24 protein-coding genes are annotated in these 24891 nt (G+C 70.6%); 20 read left to right on the top strand and 4 right to left on the bottom strand.

Annotated features, from left to right (window positions below):
* Positions 1-12: 12 nt before the first annotated feature.
* Positions 13-684: a response regulator transcription factor gene (locus KUM32_RS09865; protein WP_217141447.1), complete on the bottom strand. Its 672-nt coding sequence runs from the start codon at positions 682-684 to the stop codon at positions 13-15.
* A gap of 84 nt (positions 685-768) precedes the next feature.
* Positions 769-1740, bottom strand: coding sequence for a RecB family exonuclease (locus tag KUM32_RS09860; RefSeq protein WP_217141446.1), 972 nt, complete (start codon positions 1738-1740; stop codon positions 769-771).
* Between the two features lie 174 nt (positions 1741-1914).
* Between KUM32_RS09860 and KUM32_RS09855 the strand changes: the two genes are divergently transcribed.
* The 3 genes from KUM32_RS09855 (at position 1915) to KUM32_RS09845 (ending at position 5301) form a co-directional block, all read left to right on the top strand.
* Complete coding sequence (locus tag KUM32_RS09855) at positions 1915-3528, top strand: site-2 protease family protein (protein WP_217141445.1); 1614 nt, start codon at positions 1915-1917, stop codon at positions 3526-3528.
* A gap of 47 nt (positions 3529-3575) precedes the next feature.
* On the top strand, positions 3576-4478 hold the full coding sequence (locus KUM32_RS09850) for a tRNA (adenine-N1)-methyltransferase (protein ID WP_217141444.1): 903 nt from the start codon (positions 3576-3578) through the stop codon (positions 4476-4478).
* Between the two features lie 244 nt (positions 4479-4722).
* Positions 4723-5301: a hypothetical protein gene (locus KUM32_RS09845; RefSeq protein WP_217141443.1), complete on the top strand. Its 579-nt coding sequence runs from the start codon at positions 4723-4725 to the stop codon at positions 5299-5301.
* A gap of 74 nt (positions 5302-5375) precedes the next feature.
* On the opposite strand, the gene KUM32_RS09840 is transcribed toward KUM32_RS09845, so the two are convergent.
* Positions 5376-5681, bottom strand: a complete 306-nt coding sequence (locus KUM32_RS09840) for a ferredoxin (protein ID WP_217141442.1) — start codon at positions 5679-5681, stop codon at positions 5376-5378.
* Positions 5682-5925: 244 nt separating this feature from the next.
* On the opposite strand from KUM32_RS09840, the gene arc reads away from it, so the two are divergent.
* The 6 genes from arc (at position 5926) to prcA (ending at position 12034) form a co-directional block, all read left to right on the top strand.
* Positions 5926-7692, top strand: coding sequence for a proteasome ATPase (arc, locus tag KUM32_RS09835; RefSeq protein WP_217141441.1), 1767 nt, complete (start codon positions 5926-5928; stop codon positions 7690-7692).
* Positions 7693-7924: 232 nt separating this feature from the next.
* Entirely contained in the window at positions 7925-9436 is a 1512-nt protein-coding gene (gene dop, locus KUM32_RS09830) for a depupylase/deamidase Dop (protein ID WP_374227496.1), read from the top strand.
* 179 nt (positions 9437-9615) lie between these two features.
* Complete coding sequence (locus tag KUM32_RS09825; RefSeq protein ID WP_011027899.1) at positions 9616-9834, top strand: ubiquitin-like protein Pup; 219 nt, start codon at positions 9616-9618, stop codon at positions 9832-9834.
* A complete protein-coding gene (locus tag KUM32_RS09820) occupies positions 9773-10357 on the top strand; it encodes an endonuclease domain-containing protein (protein ID WP_308408628.1) in 585 nt (194 codons plus the stop codon). The genes KUM32_RS09825 and KUM32_RS09820 overlap by 62 nt, the downstream gene beginning before the upstream one ends.
* A 14-nt stretch (positions 10358-10371) precedes the next feature.
* Complete coding sequence (prcB, locus tag KUM32_RS09815) at positions 10372-11217, top strand: proteasome subunit beta (protein ID WP_217141440.1); 846 nt, start codon at positions 10372-10374, stop codon at positions 11215-11217.
* A 64-nt stretch (positions 11218-11281) separates the two neighbouring features.
* Positions 11282-12034 (top strand): proteasome subunit alpha, encoded by a 753-nt coding sequence (gene prcA, locus KUM32_RS09810; protein WP_217141439.1) that lies wholly within the window; start codon positions 11282-11284, stop codon positions 12032-12034.
* 184 nt (positions 12035-12218) lie between these two features.
* Here prcA and KUM32_RS09805 read toward each other — a convergent pair whose 3' ends face one another.
* The gene (locus KUM32_RS09805) at positions 12219-13229 is read right to left on the bottom strand and encodes a LacI family DNA-binding transcriptional regulator (protein ID WP_217141438.1); all 1011 of its coding nucleotides are present in this window, start codon (positions 13227-13229) and stop codon (positions 12219-12221) included.
* Between the two features lie 107 nt (positions 13230-13336).
* Here KUM32_RS09805 and KUM32_RS09800 point away from each other — a divergent pair, with 107 nt between their 5' ends.
* From KUM32_RS09800 to KUM32_RS09750, 11 genes are all read left to right on the top strand, one after another.
* Positions 13337-14596, top strand: coding sequence for an MFS transporter (locus KUM32_RS09800; RefSeq protein ID WP_217141437.1), 1260 nt, complete (start codon positions 13337-13339; stop codon positions 14594-14596).
* A 9-nt stretch (positions 14597-14605) separates the two neighbouring features.
* On the top strand, positions 14606-15967 hold the full coding sequence (gene pafA, locus KUM32_RS09795; protein WP_217141436.1) for a Pup--protein ligase: 1362 nt from the start codon (positions 14606-14608) through the stop codon (positions 15965-15967).
* 159 nt (positions 15968-16126) lie between these two features.
* The gene (locus KUM32_RS09790; RefSeq protein WP_217141435.1) at positions 16127-17128 is read left to right on the top strand and encodes an FKBP-type peptidyl-prolyl cis-trans isomerase; all 1002 of its coding nucleotides are present in this window, start codon (positions 16127-16129) and stop codon (positions 17126-17128) included.
* Positions 17129-17188: 60 nt separating this feature from the next.
* A complete protein-coding gene (locus KUM32_RS09785; RefSeq protein ID WP_217141434.1) occupies positions 17189-17560 on the top strand; it encodes an FKBP-type peptidyl-prolyl cis-trans isomerase in 372 nt (123 codons plus the stop codon).
* A 126-nt stretch (positions 17561-17686) separates the two neighbouring features.
* Positions 17687-18664, top strand: coding sequence for a YafY family protein (locus KUM32_RS09780; RefSeq protein WP_217141433.1), 978 nt, complete (start codon positions 17687-17689; stop codon positions 18662-18664).
* Between the two features lie 18 nt (positions 18665-18682).
* Positions 18683-19738 carry a YafY family protein gene (locus KUM32_RS09775; RefSeq protein WP_217141432.1) on the top strand — a complete coding sequence of 352 codons (1056 nt, stop codon included), beginning with the start codon at positions 18683-18685 and terminating at the stop codon, positions 19736-19738.
* Between the two features lie 29 nt (positions 19739-19767).
* A complete protein-coding gene (locus KUM32_RS09770; protein WP_254405294.1) occupies positions 19768-20028 on the top strand; it encodes a phage terminase large subunit family protein in 261 nt (86 codons plus the stop codon).
* Positions 20029-20038: 10 nt separating this feature from the next.
* Complete coding sequence (locus KUM32_RS09765; RefSeq protein WP_217141430.1) at positions 20039-20233, top strand: hypothetical protein; 195 nt, start codon at positions 20039-20041, stop codon at positions 20231-20233.
* Between the two features lie 269 nt (positions 20234-20502).
* On the top strand, positions 20503-20790 hold the full coding sequence (tatA, locus tag KUM32_RS09760; protein ID WP_217141429.1) for a Sec-independent protein translocase subunit TatA: 288 nt from the start codon (positions 20503-20505) through the stop codon (positions 20788-20790).
* A 47-nt stretch (positions 20791-20837) separates the two neighbouring features.
* Positions 20838-21788, top strand: a complete 951-nt coding sequence (tatC, locus tag KUM32_RS09755) for a twin-arginine translocase subunit TatC (protein ID WP_217141428.1) — start codon at positions 20838-20840, stop codon at positions 21786-21788.
* An 80-nt stretch (positions 21789-21868) separates the two neighbouring features.
* On the top strand, positions 21869-24721 hold the full coding sequence (locus KUM32_RS09750; protein WP_217141427.1) for an RNA helicase: 2853 nt from the start codon (positions 21869-21871) through the stop codon (positions 24719-24721).
* Positions 24722-24891: the final 170 nt, after the last annotated feature.

The raw sequence follows: 24891 nt of genomic DNA, 5'->3' as shown, positions 1-24891 counted from the left end.
GAGGAACGCCGCCTACTGCGCGCCGGGACGGACCAGGCCGCTCTCGTAGGCGTACACCGCGGCCTGCACCCGGTCGCGCAGGCCCAGCTTGGTCAGCACATGACCCACGTGCGTCTTGACGGTGGTCTCGCTGACGAACAGGTCGGCGGCGATCTCCGCGTTGGACAACCCGCGGGCCACCAGCTTCAGCACCTCCACCTCACGCTCGGTCAGCGTGTGCAGGGTGTCCGGCACCGGCTCCTCACCGGACGGCAGATGCGTCGCGTACTTGTCGAGCAGCCGCCGGGTGATGCTCGGCGCGAGCATCGCCTCGCCGCCCGCGACGACACGGATCGCCTGCACGAGTTCGTTGGCCGGGGCATCCTTCAGCAGGAACCCGCTGGCACCCGCCTTCAGCGCCTCCACCACGTACTCGTCGAGGTCGAAGGTGGTCAGCACCAGCACCTTCGCCGGGCCGTCGCGCTCGGGCCCGGTGATCTGCCGGGTCGCCTCCACACCGTCCATCCGCGGCATGCGGATGTCCATCAGCACCACGTCGGGCTGCAACGCCCGCACCTGGTCGAGCGCCTGGAGGCCGTCTCCGGCCTCGCCGACGACCGCGAGGTCCGGCTCCGCCTCCAGAATCATCCGGAAGCCCGTGCGCAGCAGCGGCTGGTCGTCGACCAGTAGGACGCGGATGGCCACGTAAGTCTCCTTCGCTAGTCCGCCGCCCATTCTGCCCTGCGCGCGCGGCCGCGCTCGCGCGCGGGGGGCCCGGGCCCCGGCGGCTCACGTGCCGCCGGGACCGGCCGTCCCGACCGGCAGCGGATACGGCGGGGGAGTGCCGCCGAACTCCGGGCAGTGCGCCTGGTGGTCGCACCAGCCACACAGCTTGGTGGGGCGCGGTCGCCAGTCACCTGTCTCGGTCGCCAGCCGGATGGCCTCCCACAGCGCCAGCAGCTTGCGCTCGACCCGCTCCAGATCGGCGAGGACCGGGTCGTAGGTGAGCACGTCACCGCTGCCGAGATAGACGAGCTGCAGACGCCGCGGCACGACCTTCTTCAGCCGCCACACCACCAGGGCGTAGAACTTCATCTGGAACAGCGCGCCCTCGGCGTACTGCGGCCGGGGCGCCTTGCCCGTCTTGTAGTCGACGATCCGCACCTCGCCGGTGGGGGCCACGTCGACCCGGTCGATGATGCCGCGCAGCCGCAGCCCGGAGTCCAGATCGGCCTCGACGAACAGCTCCCGCTCGGCGGGCTCCAGCCGGCTCGGATCCTCCAGCGTGAACCAGCGCTCGACGAGCCGCTCCGCCTCGGCGAGCCACTGCGCCAGCCGCTCGCCCTCCGGATCGTCCGCGAACAGCTCACCCACCTCCGGCCGGCTCTCCCGCAGCCGGTCCCACTGCCCCGGGACCAGCGCCTTCGCCCGCGGCGGCGTGCGCTCGGCCGCCGGGGCGTCGAAGAGCCGCTCGAGCACCGCGTGCACCAGGGTGCCCCTGGTCGCCGCCTCGCTCGGCTTCTCCGGCAGGCGGTCGATGACCCGGAACCGGTACAGCAGCGGGCACTGCATGAAGTCCGCCGCCCGGGAGGGCGAGAGCGAGGCGGGTGCCACGGCGACGGGCACGGGGGCGACGGACTCGGGCCCGGGCGCCGCCGTCGCGGCAGCCGTCTCTCCCGGCACACCACCGTGATCCGCCGTCGCCGCCGGCCGCGCGTCCCCCGCGGGGCCCTCCGCGACATCCTCGATGCTCGTCTCCATGCCCATAGACCTTACGGCCCGCCACTGACAGTGACCCAGCCCACGGCCGTCACCCCTGTGACGAAAGGGAAGCAGTGGGGTGCCGGGGCGGAACGGGCCGGGGCGGACGCATACCATCGACAGGAGACCCTCCCGTCCGGCAGGCGCGGGAGACGCTTCGAACGAGGGGACACCGTGGACGTGAGCGGCGGGAGCGGGCACCCGCGGTCCGGCAACGACGAGTCGGCCGAGCCCCGGGCAGAGCCCACGACCCCGGCCACCGGCCCCGCGCACCCGGGACCCGCGGAATCCGGCCCGTCCGAGGAGCGGCCGACCGGCCGCCCCCGCACACCGGAGGAGGAGACCGGCAGCCCCGCCACCGACGACACCGCACCGGCCCCGGAACCGCCGGCTCCCCGCCCGGCCGGCACCGCCCCCGCGGACACCGGCGCCCCCGCGGACACCGGCACCACCGCCGGCCCCGCTCGGACCCCGCGGCCCGGACACGACGCCACGCACGATCCGGCACCCGACGGCGACCGCCCCGCCCACGCACCCGCGGACCCCGCCCACCACGCCCCCGGCGGGCCCCGCGCCGAGGCCCACCCGCACACCGGCCCCGGCACCGGTCCCGGACGCCCGCCGCAGCGCCGCCCGGAACCAGGCGGCGGACTCCTGATGGGCAGGCCCTTCGGCGTCCCCGTCTACGTCGCGCCCAGCTGGTTCCTCGTCGCCGCCCTCATCACCTGGGTGTTCGGCGGCCAGCTCGACCGCGTGCTGCCCGAACTCGGCGCCGCCCGCTACCTGGTCTCCCTCTTCTTCGCCGTAGCCTTCTACGGCTCGGTCCTCGTCCACGAGCTGGCCCACACCGTCGCCGCCCTCCGCTTCAAGCTCCCCGTCCGCCGCATCCAGCTCCAGTTCTTCGGAGGCGTCTCCGAGATCGAGAAGGAAGCCGAGACCCCCGGCCGCGAGTTCGTGCTGGCCTTCGTGGGCCCCCTGCTCTCCCTCGTCCTCGCCGGCGCCTTCTACCTGGCCCTGCTCACGGTCGAGCCCGGCACCGTCCCCGGCGTCCTCCTGGCCGGCCTGATGATCTCCAACCTCATCGTGGCCGCCTTCAACCTGCTGCCCGGCCTCCCCCTGGACGGCGGCCGGATGCTCCGCGCCGTCGTATGGAAAATCACCGGCAAACCCATGAACGGCACCATCGCCGCCGCCTGGGTCGGCAGAGCCCTCGCCGTCTGCGTCCTCATCGGCCTGCCCCTGCTCACCCAGTCCGGCGCACTCGGCGCGGACGCCGTGGACAACGTCGGCATGGACACCGTCATGGACGCCCTGCTCGCCGCCATCCTCGCCGCGATCATCTGGACCGGAGCCGGGAACAGCCTGCGCATGGCCCGCCTGCGCGAACACCTCCCGGAGCTCCGCGCCCGCGCCCTCACCAGGCGCGCCGTCCCCGTCCCCGCCGACACCCCGCTCTCCGAGGCCCTGCGCCGCGCCAACGCCTCCGGCGCCCGCGCCCTGGTCGTCGTCGACGGCGACGGCAGCCCCGTGTCGCTGGTCCGCGAGGCCGCCATCGTCGGCGTGCCCGAGCACCGCCGCCCCTGGGTCCCGGTCAGCGGCCTCGCCCAGGACCTCACCGAGGGCATGCGCGTCTCGGCCGAACTGTCGGGCGAGGAGCTCCTGGACGCCCTGCGCGCGAACCCGGCGACCGAGTACCTGGTGGTCGAGGAGACCGGCGAGATCTACGGCGTCCTGTCCGCGGCCGACGTCGAGCGCGCCTTCGTGAAGGCCATGGCCCGCCCCTCCTGACCCCCGGCGTGGTCAGCGGCCCCGCCCGGGACCGGTAGGCTGGTCACATGTCCGAACCGACCGGTGCCGCCCGCAGGCGCGGGCCCTTCAAGGTCGGGGACCAGGTTCAGCTGACCGACCCCAAGGGCCGCCACTACACGTTCACGCTCGAGGCCGGGAAGAACTTCCACACCCACAAGGGTTCCTTCCCCCACGACGAACTGATCGGTGCTCCCGAGGGCAGCGTCGTCCGCACCACCGGGAACGTCGCCTACCTCGCGCTGCGCCCCCTGCTCCCCGACTACGTCCTGTCCATGCCCCGCGGGGCAGCCGTCGTCTACCCGAAGGACGCGGGGCAGATCCTCGCCTTCGCCGACATCTTCCCCGGCGCACGCGTCGTCGAGGCCGGTGTGGGCTCCGGCTCCCTCAGCAGCTTCCTGCTGCGCGCCATCGGCGACCAGGGCATGCTGCACTCCTACGAGCGCCGCGAGGACTTCGCCGAGATCGCCCGGCAGAACGTGGAGCGCTACTTCGGCGGCCCCCACCCCGCCTGGCAGCTCACCGTCGGCGACCTCCAGGACAACCTGTCCGACAGCGACGTCGACCGTGTGATCCTCGACATGCTCGCCCCCTGGGAGTGCCTGGAGGCCGTCTCCAAGGCGCTCGTGCCCGGCGGCATCCTGTGCTGCTACGTCGCGACCACCACCCAGCTCGCCCGGACCGTCGAGTCCATCCGCGAGATCGGCTGCTTCAACGAGCCGACCTCCTGGGAGACGATGATCCGCAACTGGCACGTCGAAGGTCTCGCCGTCCGCCCGGACCACCGCATGATCGGCCACACCGGCTTCCTGCTCACCGCCCGCCGCCTCGCCGACGGCGTCGAGCCGCCCATGCGCCGCCGTCGCCCCGCCAAGGGCGCCTACGGCGAGGACTACGACGGCCCCAACGCCGGCGGTGGCTCCGGCCGCTGAGGCGGCCCCGTACCCCAGGCAACGCACAGGCGCCGTGGCTCAGTTCCCGAACACACCCGGGAACTGAGCCACGGCGCCTTCGCGTTGACGGACGACCACCCTGTGCACACGCGACCGAGCACCACCCCGTCCGGACCGGTACACGAACCCGAGCGACTACCCACCCCGCCGTTCCCCCGCACTGTGACGTGTGGCACGATGCAGGCCACCCCCACCGGCACAGCCCTCACAGGAGACACTCCTCGTGCAGCACCCCGCCGTTCCGGACCTGTCGCACACGCACACCCGCCCCATCCACTGGGTCGCCACCGCCACGGCGCTCGCCGGAGTCGTGGCCCTGTCCGCGGTCCTGCAGCCCGACGCCGCGACGGCCGCACAGACCGCCGCCCCCTCGCCCCGGAGCGCCCCGGCGCAGACCCCGCCGCCCGATCCCGCGGCCGTCGCCTTCCCCGTGGAGTGCGGACCGGTCAAGGCGGTGGTGCACAAGAAGGCCTCCGGCGACCTCGACGGGGACGGCCGGCCCGAGACGGTGGCCGTCGTGCACTGCGACGCCCCCATGGGCACCCCGCCCGACGGGATGTACGTCCTCACGCGGGCCGCCGACGAAGACAAGCCCCGCGTCGTGGCCACCCTCGTGGCCCCCGAGGACCGCCGGACGGTCACCGACCTCTCGGTGCGCGACGGCGCCGTCCTCGCCACGCTCCTCGGCTACTCGTCGGCCGACGTGCCCAGTTGCTGCCCCGACGTCACCGACGACGCGAAGTGGCAGTGGAAGAACGGCGCGTTCGTGCGCGGGACGCCCTCCCAGGCACGGACCGTGTGACCGGCACCCCCGCGACGGACGGTGTGACACACCGGACACCGGTCACGCAACGTGCCCTTCGAGTCACAGTTGGGTCACTCCGCATCCGGTCCGTAGACCTCGGCCCTGTCCGAAACGCGACGCACATGGATGCACTCCCCGGGACACTCCTTCACCGAGTCGATCACATCCGTGAGAAGCGGCAACGGCACGGGCGTTGTCGCCCCCGCGGCCTGCAGAAGCTCGTCGTCCGCGCCCTTGACGTAGGCCAGACCGTCGATGTCCAGCTCGAACACCTCCGGCGCGTACTGCGCACAGATGCCGTCACCGGTACACAGGTCCTGGTCGATCCAGACCTCCAGTGCCTCGTCGACGACTCCGGCCTCCTGCTGCACGCTCATCTCTCCTGCCGTTTCCTGCGTCGAGCGGTTCGGGAATCCGGCCAGCTCCGACGGGTGTTGAACGCTTCGAGCCTACCTTCGCCTGGGTTCCATCCACGTTCGGTGGGTATTCCCCTGGCGTGAGGGAGAGCGCAAGGGTGAAGATCGGACACACCCCGACCGTCTTTTGATCTAGGGGTTTCAATCGACACCCACCCAGGTAGGGTCTGGAAGCGTCCAGCTCCCCTTGGAGGAGGTGAGGACCGTGGCAGCCCACGACGACGACATGAACCGCGGCATCCGCCCGGGACGCGGGTCCGAGGACCCGGCCGGGCAGGTCGCCTATCTTGAGCAGGAGATCGCCGTCCTGCGACGCAAGCTCGCCGACTCTCCGCGGCACACGAGAATTCTCGAAGAGCGGATCGTCGAGCTGCAGACCAACCTGGCCGGCGTGTCCGCCCAGAACGAGCGACTCGCCAACACACTCCGCGAGGCCCGCGACCAGATCGTGGCCCTCAAGGAGGAGGTCGACCGGCTGGCCCAGCCGCCGGCGGGCTTCGGCGTCTTCCTGCAGGCCAACGAGGACGGCACCGCCGACATCTTCACCGGCGGCCGCAAACTCCGGGTGAACGTCAGCCCGAGCGTCGAACTCGACGAGCTCCGGCGCGGCCAGGAAGTGATGCTCAACGAAGCACTCAACGTGGTCGAGGCCATGGAGTTCGAGAGCATCGGCGACATCGTCACCCTCAAGGAGATCCTGGAGGACGGCGAGCGCGCCCTGGTACTCGGACACACCGACGAGGAGCGCGTGGTCCGACTCGCCGAGCCACTGCGGGGCACCACCATCCGCGCCGGCGACGCCCTCCTGCTCGAACCCCGCTCCGGCTACGTCTACGAGGTCGTCCCCAAGAGCGAGGTCGAGGAACTCGTCCTCGAAGAGGTCCCCGACATCGGCTACGAGCAGATCGGCGGCCTCGGCGGTCAGATCGAGGCCATCCGCGACGCGGTCGAGCTCCCCTATCTCTACCCCGACCTGTTCCGCGAGCACGAGCTGCGCCCGCCCAAGGGCGTCCTGCTCTACGGGCCCCCCGGATGCGGAAAGACGCTCATCGCCAAGGCGGTCGCCAACTCGCTGGCCAAGAAGGTCGCCGAGGTGACCGGCCAAGCCGCCGGCAAGAGCTTCTTCCTCAACATCAAGGGTCCCGAGCTGCTCAACAAGTACGTCGGTGAGACCGAGCGACAGATCCGCCTGGTCTTCCAGCGGGCCCGGGAGAAGGCCAGCGAGGGCACCCCCGTCATCGTCTTCTTCGACGAGATGGAGTCCCTCTTCCGCACCCGCGGCTCCGGGGTCAGCTCGGACGTGGAGAACACCATCGTCCCGCAGCTGCTCGCCGAGATCGACGGCGTGGAAGGCCTGCAGAACGTGGTCGTCATCGGCGCCTCCAACCGGGAGGACATGATCGACCCCGCCATCCTGCGGCCCGGCCGGCTCGACGTGAAGATCAAGATCGAACGTCCGGACGCCGAGGCGGCCAAGGACATCTTCGGCAAGTACCTCACCGAACGCCTGCCGCTCCACGTGGACGACCTCTCGGAACACGGGAAGGACAAGGCGGCCACCGTCCAGAGCATGATCCAGACCGCGGTGGAACAGATGTACGCCGAATCCGAGGAAAACCGTTTTCTGGAGGTCACCTACGCCAACGGCGACAAGGAAGTCCTCTACTTCAAGGACTTCAATTCCGGCGCCATGATCGAGAACATCGTGGGCCGCGCCAAGAAAATGGCGATCAAGGACTTCCTCGAGAAGAACCAGAAGGGCCTCCGCGTCTCCCACCTCCTCCAGGCCTGCGTGGACGAGTTCAAGGAGAACGAGGACCTGCCCAACACCACCAACCCGGACGACTGGGCCCGGATCTCCGGAAAGAAGGGTGAGCGGATCGTGTACATCCGTACGCTCGTCACCGGAAAGCAGGGCGCGGACACCGGACGCTCCATCGACACGGTGGCGAACACCGGCCAGTACCTGTAAAAGGCGGGGCGGCTGCGGGTGCCCTCTCCGGGTACCCGCAGCCGACTGTTTTCCGGAGCCCCGGCTGGAGCAAGGCAATGACGCAAATGATCTCCCCACCAGCGCAAAGGCGTTCTAGGCTCTTCCGTACCGCCGGGTCGCGCAGCGCGGGGACGGGCACCGCATCTGCATCGGAGCGCCAGCGGTACTTGAGCGGCGCCCACGACGGGCGTCGCCGGGCAAGGAGGGCCGCATGACCGTACGGCGAGTAATGGGCATCGAGACGGAGTACGGGATCTCCGTCCCCGGCCACCCGAACGCCAATGCCATGCTCACCTCGTCCCAGATCGTCAACGCCTACGCGGCGGCGATGCACCGGGCCCGCCGGGCCCGCTGGGACTTCGAGGAGGAGAACCCCCTGCGGGACGCGCGAGGCTTCGACCTCGCCCGTGAAGCCGCCGACTCCAGCCAGCTCACGGACGAGGACATCGGCCTGGCCAACGTGATCCTCACCAACGGAGCACGGCTCTACGTCGACCACGCCCACCCCGAGTACAGCGCTCCGGAGGTCACCAACCCGCGGGACGCCGTCCTGTGGGACAAGGCCGGCGAGCGGATCATGGCCGAGGCCGCCGAGCGGGCCGCCCAGCTGCCCGGTGCCCAGCCGATCCACCTCTACAAGAACAACACCGACAACAAGGGCGCGTCCTACGGCACCCACGAGAACTACCTGATGAAGCGGGAGACCGCCTTCTCGGACATCGTGCGCCACCTCACGCCCTTCTTCGTCTCCCGCCAGGTCTTCACCGGCGCCGGCCGCGTCGGCATCGGCCAGGACGGCCACGAGCACGGCTTCCAGCTCAGCCAGCGCGCGGACTACTTCGAGGTCGAGGTGGGCCTGGAGACGACGCTGAAACGGCCCATCATCAACACGCGCGACGAACCGCACGCGGACGCGGAGAAGTACCGCCGGCTGCACGTGATCATCGGCGACGCGAACCTGTCGGAGATCTCGACGTACCTGAAGCTCGGTACGACGGCGCTGGTGCTGTCGATGATCGAGGACGGGTTCATCGCCGTCGACCTGGCCGTCGACCAGCCGGTGCGCACCCTCCACCAGGTCTCGCACGACCCGTCGCTCAAGCACCTGGTCACCCTGCGCAGCGGCCGGACACTGACGGCGGTGCAGCTCCAGATGGAGTACTACGAGCTGGCGCGCAAGTACGTGGAGGAGCGGTACGGCGCGGACGCCGACGACCAGACCAAGGACGTCCTCGGCCGCTGGGAGGACACGCTCAACCGGTTGGAGAACGACCCGATGAGCCTGGCCGGCGAGCTGGACTGGGTCGCCAAGCGCGAGCTCATGGAGGGCTACCGGCGCCGGGACGACCTGGACTGGGACGCCGCCCGGCTGCACCTGGTGGACCTCCAGTACGCCGACGTACGGCCCGAGAAGGGCCTGTACAACCGGCTGGTGGACCGCGGCCGCATCAAGCGCCTGCTGGACGAGCCGGAGGTCGAGCGGGCCCGTACGAAGCCGCCGGAGGACACCCGGGCGTACTTCCGCGGGCGCTGTCTGGAGCAGTACGCGGACGACGTCGCGGCGGCCTCCTGGGACTCGGTGATCTTCGACCTGCCGGGCCGGGACTCGCTCCAGCGGGTGCCAACCCTGGAACCGCTTCGCGGAACGCGTAATCACGTCAAGGAGCTCCTGGACCGCTGCCGCACCGCGGAGGACCTGGTCAGGGTCCTGTCCGGCGGCTGACGGCGCCCAGCGGGTAGAGGGAAGGAGACCGCCGGACAGGGTGGAAAGTCACCGGGTCCGGGAACCATCGAGGTGGCCCCCGTACGTTGAGGAAACTGCGGGGCCGATGTCGGACCCGGCTTGTAGGGTCTGGTCTTGACCGAGCAACTGTGTCGGGCGAACCGAGCGGGGTGAGGGTTATGGCGACCAAGGACACCGGTGGCGGGCAGCAGAAGGCCACGCGTTCCACCGAGGAGGTCGAGGAGCAGGCGCAGGACGCACAGGCTTCCGAGGACCTCAAGGAGCGCCAGGAGAAGCTGAGCGACGACGTGGACTCCGTCCTGGACGAGATCGACGATGTCCTGGAAGAGAACGCCGAGGACTTCGTGCGCTCCTTCGTTCAAAAGGGTGGAGAGTGATCTCACCTTCGGTTCGAAGGATTCGGCGGGGGAGTTGGGGTTGTCCCAGGAAGGCGTGAAGCGCTGCTCGCGGTGCAGGCGGTACAAGCCGCGAGCAGCTTTCGCGAGTTCTGCGGCGTACTACCGCAAGCGCCAGGGTGCGCGCGGCGGAAAGCCCCGCCCGGGGGTCGCCGCACCCGGGGGGCACGAGTACCGCCGGCGTCGCGGGGGAATCAAGCCGCACTCTGAGCGGGGTCGCACCAGAACGGCTTCCGACGGCCTGTCGACAGCCTGCAACGCCTGCCGGGCCATCGAAGGGCGGGCACGTCACCCGCAGCGCCACCATGGCCTGGCGGAAGCCGAGCGTGATGCGATGGTCGCGTCGCAAAAGGGCCTCAGCGTGATCTGCCTGAAGGCTGCCACCGCACATGTGGATCACTGCCACGAGACGGGTAGGGTCCGTGGCGTACCGTGCTTCAGCTGCGATGCTGCGCTGGGGCAGTTGAAGGACCGGCCCGATGCCATAAGGCGGGCTGCCGCATAAGTGGAAGGAATCGCGTGGAAGCCAACACTCGTAGCACCGGGCGTCTACCAGCTGCCTTCCTGACGCCTGGATCCTCCTCCTTCATGGACTTCCTCGGGGAGCACCAGCCGGAGCTGCTCCCGGGCAACCGGCAGCTGCCGCCGGTGCAGGGCGTGGTCGAGGCGCCGCACGGCACCACGATCGTGGCCGTGACGTTCCCCGGCGGTGTCGTGCTCGCCGGTGACCGGCGGGCCACCATGGGCAACATGATCGCGCAGCGGGACATCGAGAAGGTCTTCCCTGCCGACGAGTACTCGGCGGTGGGTATCGCCGGTACGGCGGGTCTGGCCGTGGAGATGGTGAAGCTGTTCCAGTTGGAGCTGGAGCACTTCGAGAAGGTCGAGGGCGCGCAGCTGTCCCTGGAGGGCAAGGCGAACCGCCTGTCCACGATGATCCGCTCCAACCTGGGCATGGCGATGCAGGGACTGGCCGTGGTGCCGCTGTTCGCCGGATACGACGTGGACCGCGGCAAGGGCCGCATCTTCTCGTACGACGTGACGGGCGGGCGGTCGGAGGAGCACAGCTTCGCGACCACGGGGTCGGGGTCGATCTTCGCGCGCGGGGCGATGAAGAAGCTCTTCCGTGAGGATCTGACCGAGGAAGAGGCCACGACGCTCGTGGTCCAGGCGCTGTACGACGCGGCGGACGACGACTCGGCGACCGGTGGTCCCGATGTCGCGCGCCGGATCTATCCGATCATCACTGTGATCACCGAGGACGGTTACCGTCGGCTGACCGAGGACGAGTCCTCGGAGCTGGCCCGCTCGGTCCTGGAGCGGCGGCTGGAGCAGCCCGACGGGCCGCGGGCCGCGCTGCTGTAGCGGTGGCGTTGTTGTGTTGAGGGCAGGTGGTCCAGTGACTTCGACAGAAAGGGACGGGTAACCGGTGTCGACGCCGTTCTATGTCTCACCCCAGCAGGCGATGGCGGACCGGGCGGAGTACGCCCGCAAGGGCATCGCCCGTGGCCGCAGCCTGGTCGTGCTGCAGTATGCCGACGGCATTGTGTTCGTCGGGGAGAACCCGTCCCGTGCGCTGCACAAGTTCAGTGAGATCTACGACCGGATCGGCTTCGCGGCCGCCGGTAAGTACAACGAGTACGAGAACCTGCGGATCGGCGGAGTGCGATATGCCGACCTGCGGGGTTACACGTACGACCGGGACGACGTGACGGCTCGTGGTCTGGCCAACGTCTACGCCCAGACGCTGGGCACGATCTTCTCCAGTTCGGCCGAGAAGCCGTACGAGGTGGAGTTGGTCGTCGCGGAGGTGGGCGAGAGCCCGGACGGCGACCAGATCTACCGGCTGCCGCACGACGGATCGATCGTGGACGAGCACGGCTCGGTCGCGGTCGGGGGCAATGCGGAGCAGATCAGCGGGTACCTGGATCAGCGGCACCGGGACGGTATGACGCTGGCCGAGGCGCTGAAGCTGGCGGTGCAGGCGCTGTCCCGCGACACGAACGGCAGCGAGCGGGAGATTCCCGCGGAGCGGCTGGAGGTCGCCGTGCTGGACCGTACGCGTCCGCAGAAGCGGAAGTTCAAGCGGATCGTGGGCGGCCAGTTGTCGCGGCTGTTGGAATCGGGGACGGGTGAGGTGTCCCTGGAGGGCGAGGGTGAGGGAGACGGCGAGGGCGAGTAGGGGGCGGGTGCGCGTAGCGCGTCGTGCCGACGGCCGCGCCGCGGGTAGTCGTGCGGCGTGACCGCGGGCCGCGGGGCCGCTGGGGCGGCACGGCACGGGTGGGCGCGGCGGCACCCCGCCGGCGCCGGGCCGCGTCGCCCTTCCCCGGCCCGCACCTTTACCGCGCCCGTGCCGGGGTGGCGCTTCACCGGGGTGGTGCCGTGGAGCCCCGTACTACGAGGGTCACCGGGATGTCGCCCTGTTCGGGGGACCGGCCCTCCAGGACCGCAAGCAGGGCCCGCATCCCGCGTTCGCCGAAGAGTTCCGCGTCCAGGCGGACCGTCGTCAGCTCGGGGTCGATGGCCGTGGCCAGGCCGAGGTCGTCCAGGCCGGTGATGGAGAGGTCGTCGGGGACGCGCAGGCCGGCCCGGCGGGCCGCTTTGTAGGCGCCGGCCGCGAGTTTGTCGTCGTCGCAGACGAGTGCCGTGGGCCGGGGTCCGGGCGCGGCGAGTGCGGCCCCGGCAGCGATCAGGGCGCCCTCGATGGAGAGGGGGGCGTGCGCGGTGCGCAGGTCGGTCCCGGGGACCGCCTCCAGCCGGGCCGCGAGCTCCCGGGCGCGTACCTCGAAGGTCCAGGAGGGGACGTCCGCCGCGAGGTGGAGGAAGCGGCGGTGGCCGAGGGTCAGGAGGTGCTCGGCGACCTGGCGGATGCCGTCGGCGATGTCCAGGTTGACCGTGGCGGCGCCGAGGCTGCCCTCGGGGTCGCTGTCCAGCATGACCAGGGGGAGCTGGTCGCCCCGGATCGCGGTGAGCGCGTCGGCGGCCATGGAGGAGGCGATGACGCCGTCGAGGGCGGCCTGTGCGGAGGCGAAGGGGTCCTTGGCGGGGCCGATGCCCTCGGGGGAGGGGTACAGGACGACTCCGAAGCCGTGCTCGGCGGCGACCCGTGCCGCGCCCGTGTAGACCTCCGCGAAGAATTCCGTGGTCAGTGCGGGGACGACGAGCAGGACCGTGCGGGTACGGCCCAGGCGGAGGTTGCGGGCGGCGAGGTTGGGGCGGTAGCCCAGTCGGTGTGCGGCCTCCCGGACGCGTTGGGCCGTGGGTTCGGACACCCGGCCGCGCCACTTGTCGCCGAGCACCAGGGACACGGCGGCCTGGGAGACGCCGGCGGCCTGGGCGACGTCCCGGCTCGTGGGGCGGGTGCTGCCTCGTGCCACCGTCGGCCTGCTCTCTCGTCTGGACTCGTGAACAGGCGACATGGTACGTATGGCGGACTTAGTTATACGTAAAACCTGTTGGTTCGTTCCACGGAAAGGGGTGCGTCGTGGTCGCCGGGTACCTGGACATACTTCGGGCGCGGCATGCCGTCCGACTGCTCGTCGGCACGCTCGTGGGGCGGCTGCCCAATGCCACCGCCGCGATCGCGATCGTGCTGTTCGTCCGGGCCGAGGGCGGTTCGTACAGCTTGGCGGGGGCGCTGGCCGCCGTGTACGGGGTCGCCAACGCCGTGGGGCAGCCGGTGCTGGGACGGCTCGTGGATCTGCACGGGCAGCCCCGGGTGCAGTTGCCGGCCGCGGTGCTGTCCGGGCTGGCCATGGCGGTCTTCGCCTTCGCCGGTACGGGGTCGGTCGCCCTCGCGTACGTGACCGTGGGGGCCGCTGGTCTCTTCACACCGCCGCTGGAGGGCGGGCTGCGGGCACTGTGGCCCAGCGTGCTTCCCAAGGAGGACCAGGTGCACACGGCGTACGCCATGGACGCCGTGGCGCAGGAGGTGATGTTCACCGTCGGGCCGCTGCTGGTGACGGTGTGCGTGTCGCTGTGGTCGCCGCAGGCCGCCCTGCTCGTGCTGAACGCGGTGGGCGTGCTGGGCGCGCTGTCCGTGGTCGTGTCGCCGCCCTCGCGCGCGTGGCGGTCGGCGCCGCGCGAGGCGCACTGGCTGGGCGCGCTGCGTTCGCCCGGGCTGCTGGCGCTGCTGGGTGCGTTCCTGTTCGTCGGGACGGCGCTCGGCTCCATCACCGTGGCCTCGGTGCCGTACGCCGACGAGCACGGTGGCGACGCCGTCTACGGCTGGCTGATGGCCGCTCTCGGGCTCGGGGCGCTCGTCGGCGGGGCCGTCTACGGCGCCCGTCAGTGGACCGGTGACCCGGCGCGGCGGCTGCGTGGGCTGGTGGCTCTGCTGGCGGTGTGTTATCTGCCGCTCATGCTGCTGCCGGGCGTGTTCGCCATGGTGCTGCTCACCGTGCTCGCCGGTGTCTTCCTCGCGCCGTGCATCGCCTGCGCGTTCGTCCTCGTCGACCTGCACGCGCCGCGGGGCACGGTGACGGAGGCGTTCTCATGGCTGGTGACGACGTTCACCGTGGGTGCCTCGCTGGGTACGGGCCTCGCCGGGCCGGTCGTCGAGCACGGTGGGGCGCTGTGGGGCTTCGCCCTGCCCGGGGCGGCGGGGGTCGTCTCCCTGCTCGTGCTGGCGTGCACCGGACGGGTCCTCGCAGTTCCCGCCCGCCCGGCGGTGGTTGCGGCTTCATCGGAAAATGATCCGAACCGTGCCGTCGAACCCCGTTTCAGTTCGGGTCATCAGGCGTAATGTTCAGTCATGGACCGCCGCATTTTCGGGCTGGAGAACGAGTACGGCGTCACGTGCACGTTCAGGGGACAGCGCCGCCTGTCGCCTGACGAGGTGGCGCGGTACCTCTTCCGCCGTGTCGTGTCATGGGGCCGCAGCAGCAATGTCTTTCTGCGCAACGGGGCCCGCCTCTATCTCGACGTGGGATCGCATCCGGAATACGCCACCCCCGAATGTGACAACGTGATCGAACTGGTCACCCACGACAAAGCGGGCGAGCGCATTCTCGAAGGACTCCTGGTGGACGCCGAACGACGCCTGCACGAGGAGGGAATCGCGGGCGACGTCTACCTCTTCAAGAACAACACCGACTCCGCCGGCAACTCCTACGGCTGCCACGAGAATTACCTGGTGGCCCGGCACGGAGAGTTCTCGCGGCTCGCGGACATCCTCATTCCGTTCCTGGTGACGAGGCAGTTGCTGTGCGGCGCCGGCAAGGTGCTGCAGACGCCGCGCGGTGCCGTGTACTGCGTCAGCCAGCGGGCCGAGCACATCTGGGAGGGAGTCTCCTCGGCGACCACCCGCTCCCGGCCCATCATCAACACGCGCGACGAGCCGCACGCCGACGCCGAGCGCTACCGGCGCCTGCACGTCATCGTGGGCGACTCGAACATGTCCGAGACGACCATGCTGCTCAAGGTCGGCGCCACCGACCTGGTGCTGCGCATGATCGAGGCGGGCACGGTGATGCGCGACCTCACCCTGGAGAACCCGATCCGGGCGATCCGCGAGGTCAGCCACGACATCACCGGGCGGCGGAAGGTGCGCCTGGCCAGCGGCCGGGAGGCGTCCGCGCTGGAGGTGCAGCGGGAGTACTACGAGAAGGCCGTGGACTTCTGCGAGCGCCGCGGCATCCGCACCGGAACGGTGGAGCGGGTGCTGGAGCTGTGGGGCCGCACACTGGAGGCGATCGAGGCCGAGGACCTCGACCGCATCGACACCGAGATCGACTGGGTCATGAAGTACAAGCTCCTCGAGCGGTACCGGGCCAAGCACAACATGACCATGTCGCACCCGCGAGTCGCGCAGATAGACCTCGCGTACCACGACATCCACCGCCGTCGTGGTCTGTACTACCTGCTCGAGAAGAAGGGCCAGGCCGCCCGGGTCGCCAACGACTTGAAGATCTTCGAGGGCAAGTCCGTGCCGCCGCAGACCACTCGGGCCCGGCTGCGGGGCGACTTCATCCGGCGCGCCCAGGAGCAGCGCCGTGACTTCACCGTCGACTGGGTCCACCTCAAGCTCAACGACCAGGCCCAGCGCACCGTGTTGTGCAAGGACCCGTTCCGTTCGGTGGACGACCGGGTGGAGAAGCTGATCGCCGGGATGTGAGCCGGCCGAGGCCGGCGAGGGTGGGACCCGCGTTCACGCGCGAAAGGGCGGAACGCCACACGGGCACCGTACGTTATCCGTACGGTGCCCTTCTCACGTCGTAGAGTTGCGCGCACCCCATCCCGCAAGACCGACCCACACCGATACGAGGCCCCCACCGTGCGCCGACGTTCACTTCTCATCGCCGTCCCAGCCGGACTGGTCACGCTCGCCGCATGCGGTGACGAGGACTCCGGTCCGAGCAGCGCCGACGACAGCGCGACGCCCGAGGCGTCGGCCACGTCGGCGGCGCCGCCACCGAAGATCGTCGACGGCCCGCTGCCGGCGATCACCGCGGGGACGAAGTTCGACGAGAAGCCGACCGTCGCCAAGGGCAGCGGCGAACCGTCCAAGGACCTCGCGGTGAAGACGGTCATCGCGGGCGGCGGCAAGGCGGTCGCCGAGAACGACTTCGTCGTGGCGAACTACCTGGGGCAGATCTGGCAGAGCGCGAAGGTCTTCGACAACTCCTACGACCGCAAGACCCCACTGGTCATCCAGCTCGCCCAGGGCAGCATCATCGACGGCTGGCGGTACGCGCTCACCGGAAAGAAGACCGGCAGCCGCGTCCAGTTCTCCGTGCCGCCCACCTGGGGTTACGGCAAGCAGGGCAACGAGGACGCGGGCATCAAGGCCACCGACACGCTGGTGTTCGTGGTCGACGTCCAGAACACCTTCAACGCCAAGGCCTCGGCGAAGGGCGAGGAGGTCCCCCAGGGCGACGCCAAGCTGCCCAAGGTCGGCACCAACACCGACGGCAAAGCGCCCTCCATCGAGGTGCCGAAGGCCGACGCTCCGAAGAAGCTCGTGGCGAACTACGTCCTCGAGGGCGACGGCGCCGAGGTCGGCGCCCAGGACAGCGTGCTCGTGCAGTACAAGGGCGTGGTCTGGGACGGCGGCAAGGAGTTCGACTCCACGTACGGCAGGAAGCAACTGACGTCGTTCTCGCTCCAGCAGGTCGTCAAGGGCTGGGCCCAGGGCCTGACCGGCAAGAAGGTCGGCAGTCGCGTCCTCATCGTCATCCCGCCCGACCTGGGCTACGGCGACAGCCCGCCGCAGGGCAGCGGCATCGAGAAGGACTCCACGCTGGTCTTCTCCGTCGACATCCTGGCGAAGATGTGACGCCCGGGAGATGTAAGACTGGGCCCGTTGCCTTTCCGCAGACAAGCAGGAGCTGAACACGTGAGCATCGACAAGCCCGAGGTCGACTTCCCGGGTGGCGAGCCCCCGGCGGACCTCGAGATCAAGGACATCTGGGAGGGCGACGGCGCGGTTGCGCAGGCGGGTCAGACCGTCACCGTGCACTACGTGGGTGTCGCCTTCAGCACGGGCGAGGAGTTCGACGCCAGCTGGAACCGCGGTACGCCGTTCCGCTTCCCGCTCGGTGGCGGCCGCGTCATCGCGGGCTGGGACCAGGGCGTGCAGGGCATGAAGGTCGGCGGCCGTCGCCAGCTGACCATCCCCGCGCACCTCGCCTACGGCGACCAGAGCCCGACCCCGGCGATCAAGCCCGGCGAGACGCTGATCTTCGTGGTCGATCTCCTCGGAGTCTGATCGAAGTCCGATCGGAGCCGTTCACCTGGGGTCCATGCTTGTCCGGGCATGGACCCTCGGCTTTTGCCACGCCACCGCGGGGCGGTACGGTCATCCGTCGTAAGCACCATAGGGAGAAGGGCGTCGATGGCCATTGCCAAGGCCGAGCGGCTGATGAACCTGGCGCTGTGTCTGCTCGGGACACGGCGGCCACTCAGCAAGCGCGAGCTGCGTGATTCCATCGAGGCGTACGTCGAGGCCGTCCGGCCGGAGAAGGGCGCGACCGGGTCCGACGACTCCTTCAACCGCATGTTCGAGCGGGACAAGGACGACCTGCGGGAACTCGGACTGGTCATCGAGACCGTCGAGGGCCTCGACGGCGAGGTCGGCTACCTGGCCCGGCGGGACAGCAACCGCCTGCCGCCCATCACCCTGGACGCCGAGGAGGCCGCCGCGCTCGGGCTCGCCGCCAAGGTGTGGCAGCAGGCCCGGCTGGCCGGTGCCGCGAGCGGCGCGCTGCAGAAGCTGCGCGCGGCCGGGCTGCCCGAGGACGTCGACCCCTATGAGGCGCACAGCGCGCTGGAGCCGCGCATTCCCGTGCACGAGGCGGCCTTCGAACCGCTGATGCTGGCCTGCCGCGACCGCCGCCCCGTCGTCTTCGACTACCGCAAGGCCAACGCCGCTCAGCCCGAGCCCCGGCACGTGGAGCCGTGGGCGCTGGAGTGCTGGCGCGGCCACTGGTACCTGGCCGGGTTCGACCGCGACCGCGGGGCCGAGCGGGTCTTCAGGCTGTCGAGGATCACCGGCAGGGTGCGTTCGCGCGGTGCGCGGTTCACCGCCCCCGTGCCCGACGTCGTCACCGTCCGTGAGACGGTCGCGAGCTGGGCGGGGGAGACCGCCGACCGCTCCGCGCTGATCCGGCTGCGTACGGGCGCGGGATACCCCCTTCGGGCGAAGGCCACCGCCGTGCGGGAACTCGGCGGCGGCTGGGACGAGTTGGAGATTCCGTACGGCCACGGCCTGGACGCCTGGCTCGTGGAGTTCGGGCCGGACGTGGTGGTCGTCGAGCCCGCGGAGCTGCGCGCGGACGTGGTGGACCGGCTGCGTGCCGTGGCCAAGGGCTGAGGGGGAGCGGACAACACAGTGGCAGGCAAACCGGTCAGGCCCGTGAACGCCATCGACCAGACGCGGCGGATGCTGTCCTTGGTGACGTATCTGCGCGAGCGCCCCGGCGCCCGGGTCGAGGACGTCGCGCGCGCCTTCGGCATCACCGAGGACGAGCTGGTCTCCGACCTCGACGTGCTGCCCATGTGCGGAACCAGCTTCCGCGGCGGTGATCTCCTCGACATCGACACCGACGGCGAGCGCATCTGGTGGCACAATCCCGCCGCGCTCGGCGCGGACGCCGCCGAGCCGCTGCGGCTCGCCGCCGACGAGGCCACCGCGCTGCTCGTCGCCGCCCGGGCCGTGGCGACCCTGCCCGGGCTGCGGGAGAGCGACCGGCAGGCGCTGCTGCGGGCGACCGCCAAGGTGGAGACCGCGGCGGGTGAGGCCGCGGGGGCGAGTTCGCGCCTGTCCGTCACCTTCGAGTCGGAGGGCGGCGTCTTCGCCGACGTCGACCGGGCGATCTCGGAGCGCCGCCGGCTGTGGATCCGCTACTACTCGCCGGCCCGTGACGAGGTCACCGAGCGCGAGATCGACCCCATCCGCCTGGTCAGCGTCGGGCACACGTACGTGGAGGCCTGGTGCCGGCGTTCCGAGGCCCGGCGCACCTTCCGGCTCGACCGGGTCGCCGAGATCCGGATCCTGGACGAGCCCTCCGCACCGCCCGAGGTCGAGCTGCGGGACCTGTCGGAGGGGCTGGTGCAGCCCTCCGCCGAGGATCCCGCGGTCGTCGTCGAGGTCGGGCCGGGGGGTCGCTGGGTCGCCGAGTACTACCCGCACGACAGCGCGGAAGAGCTTCCCGACGGCGGGCTGCGCATCACTCTGCGCACTCCCGACCCGGCGTCCCTGCGGCGGCTGGCGCTGCGGCTCGGGCGCGACGGCCGGATCGTCTCCCCGCCCGAGCTCGCCGGCAGCGCCCGGCAGGCCGCCCGCGAGGCACTGGCGGCGTACGACGGGATGGAGGCGTCCGGGGCCGGCGCGGCGCCGGACGGGCCGGGGGACGAGCGGTACGGCGGGCAGGAGGGAGGGCTGTGAGCGAGTCGGCGGCGCCAGGTGGGCCGGGCATGACCGCGTCGTCGGCGTTCGCCGGTATGCGGCGGGTCTCCCCGGTCGTCTTCAAGGCGGGCTGTCCGGAGTGCCGGGGACGCTTCGAGCTGGCCGCGAGCGCCCTGCGCCTGGCCATCGGCGCCACGAGCCGCACCACGTTCTACTCGTTCACGTGCCCCGAGTGCGGGTCCGCCGTCCGCAAGCCGGCGGGGGAGCGGGTGGTGGAGTTGCTCACGGGCGGCGGGGTCAGGACCTTGCGGCTGCACTCCACCGTCTAGGCTCGGCGTCATGTTCTGGCCGATGTTCGCGGTTGCCGTGGGTTTCCTGGGTCTCGTCGTTCTCGCGGTGCTTGCCGTGAGGGTGTTCGTGGAGGCGCAGCGCCTGGGCCGGCAGGTGACGGATTCGGCCCGCAGGATCAACCGGGCGGCGGAGGACCTGGAGCGCGCCACGGAGAGCGCCGCCCGCGCCGTGGACGCCCTGTGAACCTCACGGCTGATCTTCGTGTGCGACACGAGTGGACACCCGGAGTTGCGTTTTGGGGTACTTCGCCCTGTGACCTGACGGGCGCCTGAAGGTACGCTGCTGGTCGCGGCCAGGAAACGAGGCCCGGCCGCGAACGGGAGTACGCACGGGGATTGCCTCACGTTTACCCCTGAGCGTTACGATCGCTGCACAAGACGATCGATTGGACATATGTCCGACCGGTCGGACAGCACCCCCACCCAGCCGCCTCGGTGAGAAGGTAAACACTTATGTTCGGAAGGCTCGGCGCCCCCGAGATCATTCTCATCCTCGTCGTCATCATCCTGCTGTTCGGCGCGAAGAAGCTTCCCGACATGGCGCGGTCGCTCGGCAAGTCCGCCCGGATCCTCAAGAGCGAGGCGAAGGCGATGAAGAGCGAGAGCAAGTCCGACGACGCCGCCCCGGCCGATCCGCCCCACCCCGAGCAGGCCGCGAACCAGCGCACCATCCAGGCCGCCCCCGGCGACGTGACCAGCTCACGGCCGGTCACCGAGCCGACGGACACGACCAAGCGCTGACGCAGGGCCGGTGACCTCCGGCCCGCCGCACGAGATGGGAACGTGGGTTGCTGAAGCCTGCCCGCAACAAGGAGAAGGACCCCGAGGGGCGGATGCCCCTTGCGGAGCACCTTCGTGAGCTCCGCAACCGGCTCGCGAAGGCGCTGCTGGCCATCATCGTCGTCACGGTGGCCGCCGCCTTCTTCTACCAGGAGATCATCAACTTCCTCACCGAGCCGATCCTCGAGTCGGTCGGCTGTGAGAAGTCGTTCGCGGAGCTGGCCGAGTCGACGGCCGGTTCGGAGCCGTGCGCGCAGATCACCATCAACGGTCTGCTCGGCCCCTTCACCCTGGCGCTGAAGGTGTCCCTGACCGCCGGTGTCGTGCTGGCCGCGCCGGTCTGGCTCTACCAACTGTGGGCGTTCGTCGCCCCGGGGCTGCACAGGAACGAGAAGAAGTACGCTTACGCGTTCGTCGCCAGCGGCGCCCCGCTGTTCCTCGCCGGCGCCTACTTCGCCTACGCGGTGCTGCCGACCTCCGCCAAGGTGCTGATCGAGTTCACCCCGAGCGACGTCGACAACCTGCTGCCGCTGGACGAACTGCTCGACCTCGTCACCCGCTTGGTGATCGTCTTCGGTCTCTCCTTCGAGCTGCCCCTGCTGCTGGTGATGCTCAACCTCACCGGAGTGCTGACGGGCAAGCGGATGCTCGGCTGGTGGCGCGCGATGATCATGGGGATCACGCTGTTCGCGGCCATCGCCACGCCCAGCACCGACCCCCTGACCATGGTCGCGCTGGCCGGACCGATCTGGGTCCTGTACTTCGCCGCCGTCATCATCTCCCTGCTGAACGACCGCCGCAGGAGCCGCCGCGAGGCCCTGGAGCCCGACGACGACGAGGCGTCCGAGCTGGACCTCACCCCCGAGGACATCGGCGAGGTCGAGGCCGTGACCACCGCCCGCGCCCTGCCCGAGCAGGCCACGAAGGACCGGGTCAACGGCTACGACGACGTGACCTGAGGGCCGCCGGGGCGGTGACGGCGCGCGTCGCCGCCCTCACGGAACCCGCGGCGGGGTGCCCCACCGGACCGATGACGATAATGATCGTCCTGTTGTCAGTGCGGCCCGGTACGCTCGAAAGCACGATGACAGAGGATCTCTCTCCGGCCGAGCGGTACGCGGCAGCCCGTCAGCGCGCTGTCGAGCAGGCCACCGCGCTCGCCTCCTTCCGCGAGATGTACGACTTCGGCCTCGACCCCTTCCAGATCGAGGCCTGCCAGGCACTCGAGGCGGGCAAGGGCGTGCTGGTGGCGGCGCCCACCGGCTCCGGCAAGACGATCGTCGGCGAGTTCGCCGTCCACCTGGCCCTGCGACAGGGCAAGAAGTGCTTCTACACGACACCCATCAAGGCGCTGTCGAACCAGAAGTACGCCGATCTGTGCCGGCGCTACGGCACGGACCGGGTGGGCCTTCTCACCGGCGACAACAGCGTGAACTCCGACGCCCCGGTCGTCGTGATGACCACCGAGGTCCTGCGGAACATGCTGTACGCCGGCTCGCAGACCCTCCGCGGCCTCGGCTACGTGGTGATGGACGAGGTGCACTACCTCTCCGACCGCTTCCGCGGCGCCGTGTGGGAGGAGGTGATCATCCACCTCCCCGAGTCGGTGACGCTGGTCTCGCTCTCGGCGACCGTGTCGAACGCGGAGGAGTTCGGCGACTGGCTCGACACCGTCCGTGGCGACACCCAGGTGATCGTCTCCGAGCACCGGCCCGTGCCGCTGTTCCAGCACGTGCTGGCCGGGCGCCGGATGTACGACCTGTTCGAGGAGGGCGAGGGCCACAAGAAGGCCGTCAACCCCGACCTCACGCGCATGGCGCGCCTGGAGGCGAGCCGCCCGTCCTACCAGGACCGCAGGCGCGGCCGTGCCATGAAGGAGGCCGACCGGGAGCGGGAGCGCAGACAGCGCGCCCGCGTCTGGACGCCGAGCCGGCCGGAGGTCATCGAGCGGCTCGACGCCGAGGGGCTGCTGCCCGCGATCACCTTCATCTTCAGCCGCGCCGCCTGCGAGGCCGCCGTCCAGCAGTGCCTGTACGCCGGGCTCCGGCTCAACGACGAGGACGCGCGGGACAGGGTCCGCGCCCTCGTGGAGGAGCGCACCGCCTCGATCCCGGCCGAGGACCTGCACGTCCTGGGCTACTACGAGTGGCTGGAGGGCCTGGAGCGCGGCATCGCCGCCCACCACGCGGGCATGCTGCCGACGTTCAAGGAGGTCGTCGAGGAGCTGTTCGTCCGGGGGCTGGTGAAGGCCGTCTTCGCGACCGAGACCCTCGCCCTCGGCATCAACATGCCCGCCCGCTCGGTCGTGCTGGAGAAGCTCGTCAAGTGGAACGGCGAGCAGCACGCCGACATCACCCCCGGCGAGTTCACGCAGCTCACCGGCCGGGCCGGCCGACGCGGCATCGACGTCGAGGGACACGCCGTCGTGCTGTGGCAGCGTGGCATGAACCCCGAGCACCTCGCGGGGCTGGCCGGCACGCGCACGTACCCGCTGCGGTCCAGTTTCAGACCGTCGTACAACATGGCGGTCAACCTCGTCGAGCAGTTCGGCCGGCACCGTTCGCGGGAGCTGCTGGAGACCTCCTTCGCGCAGTTCCAGGCGGACAAGTCGGTCGTCGGGATCTCCCGGCAGGTGCAGCGCAACGAGGAGGGTCTGGAGGGCTACAAGGCCTCCATGACCTGCCACCTCGGCGACTTCGACGAGTACGCGCGGCTGCGCCGTGAGCTGAAGGACCGGGAGACCGAGCTGGCCCGGCAGGGCGCCAACCAGCGGCGTGCCGAGGCGGCCGTGGCGCTGGAGAAGCTGAAGCCGGGCGACGTCATCCACGTTCCCACCGGGAAGTACGCGGGTCTCGCCCTGGTGCTGGACCCGGGCCTGCCCGCGGGGCGGTCCAACGGGCACCGCGGCTTCGATCACCACGACGGGCCGCGCCCGCTGGTGCTGACCGCCGAGCGGCAGGTCAAGCGGCTGGCGTCGATGGACTTCCCGGTGCCGGTCGAGGCGCTGGAGCGGATGCGGATCCCGAAGTCCTTCAACCCGCGCTCGCCCCAGTCCCGCCGGGACCTCGCCTCGGCGCTGCGCACCAAGGCCGGGCACATCCCGCCGGAGCGGGCCCGCAAGAAGCGGTCCCAGGCCGCCGACGACCGGGAGATCGCCCGCCTGCGCAAGGCCATCCGCGCCCACCCGTGCCACGGCTGCGACGACCGGGAGGACCACGCCCGCTGGGCCGAGCGCTACCACCGGCTGCTGCGCGACACCTCGCAGCTGGAGCGCCGGATCGAGGGCCGTACGAACACCATCGCCCGCACCTTCGACCGCATCGTCGCGCTGCTGACGGAGATGGACTACCTGCGCGGCGACGAGGTCACCGAGCACGGCAGGCGCCTCGCCCGCCTCTACGGCGAGCTGGACCTGCTCGCCAGCGAGTGCCTGCGCGAGGGCGTGTGGGAGGGCCTGTCCCCGGCCGAGCTCGCCGCCTGCGTCTCGGCGCTGGTCTACGAGTCCCGGGTCGCCGACGACGCGATGGCGCCGAAGCTGCCCTCGGGCAGGGCCAAGGCCGCGCTCGGTGAGACGGTCCGCATCTGGGGCCGTCTCGACGCCCTGGAGGAGGACTTCCGGATCAGCCAGACCGAGGGCGTCGGCCAGCGCGAGCCCGACCTCGGCTTCGCCTGGGCCGCGTACATGTGGGCGTCCGGCAAGGGCCTCGACGAGGTGCTGCGCGAGGCGGAGATGCCGGCCGGCGACTTCGTGCGCTGGTGCAAGCAGGTCATCGACGTCCTCGGCCAGATCTCGGCAGCCGCGCCCACCGAAGGGTCGACGGTCCCGAAGAACGCGCGCAAGGCGGTCGACGGTCTGCTGCGCGGGGTGGTCGCCTACTCGTCCGTGGGCTAGGGCAGGCCCTCAGGTCCGTCACTCACAGGCCCGGCAGGGCGCGGTCCGTCCGGGAGTCCGGAGCGGGGGCGCCCTGCCGGGCCTCTGTGCGCCGGGGGGCTTCTGTGCGCCGGGGGGCTTCTGCGCGCCGGGGGGCTTCTGCGCGCCGAGGGGGTCGGCGCCTCTTTCGC

This window comes from Streptomyces sp. AC627_RSS907, from assembly GCF_019049165.1.
The sequence above is the reverse complement of the archived record's forward strand: the minus strand, read 5'-3'. Positions and strand labels throughout refer to the sequence as shown.

What these genes read in the sequence shown, in the direction of transcription:
- KUM32_RS09860 (WP_217141446.1), bottom strand. Translation starts at nt 1,740, where the DNA reads ATGGAGACGAGCATCGAGGATGTCGCGGAGGGCCCCGCGGGGGACGCG.
- KUM32_RS09850 (WP_217141444.1), top strand. Translation starts at nt 3,576, where the DNA reads ATGTCCGAACCGACCGGTGCCGCCCGCAGGCGCGGGCCCTTCAAGGTC.
- KUM32_RS09765 (WP_217141430.1), top strand. Translation starts at nt 20,039, where the DNA reads ATGTTCTGGCCGATGTTCGCGGTTGCCGTGGGTTTCCTGGGTCTCGTC.
- tatA (WP_217141429.1), top strand. Translation starts at nt 20,503, where the DNA reads ATGTTCGGAAGGCTCGGCGCCCCCGAGATCATTCTCATCCTCGTCGTC.
- KUM32_RS09770 (WP_254405294.1), top strand. Translation starts at nt 19,768, where the DNA reads ATGACCGCGTCGTCGGCGTTCGCCGGTATGCGGCGGGTCTCCCCGGTC.
- dop (WP_374227496.1), top strand. Translation starts at nt 7,925, where the DNA reads ATGACCGTACGGCGAGTAATGGGCATCGAGACGGAGTACGGGATCTCC.
- KUM32_RS09750 (WP_217141427.1), top strand. Translation starts at nt 21,869, where the DNA reads ATGATCGTCCTGTTGTCAGTGCGGCCCGGTACGCTCGAAAGCACGATG.
- KUM32_RS09780 (WP_217141433.1), top strand. Translation starts at nt 17,687, where the DNA reads ATGGCCATTGCCAAGGCCGAGCGGCTGATGAACCTGGCGCTGTGTCTG.
- pafA (WP_217141436.1), top strand. Translation starts at nt 14,606, where the DNA reads ATGGACCGCCGCATTTTCGGGCTGGAGAACGAGTACGGCGTCACGTGC.
- KUM32_RS09825 (WP_011027899.1), top strand. Translation starts at nt 9,616, where the DNA reads ATGGCGACCAAGGACACCGGTGGCGGGCAGCAGAAGGCCACGCGTTCC.
- KUM32_RS09820 (WP_308408628.1), top strand. Translation starts at nt 9,773, where the DNA reads ATGTCCTGGAAGAGAACGCCGAGGACTTCGTGCGCTCCTTCGTTCAAA.
- KUM32_RS09840 (WP_217141442.1), bottom strand. Translation starts at nt 5,681, where the DNA reads ATGAGCGTGCAGCAGGAGGCCGGAGTCGTCGACGAGGCACTGGAGGTC.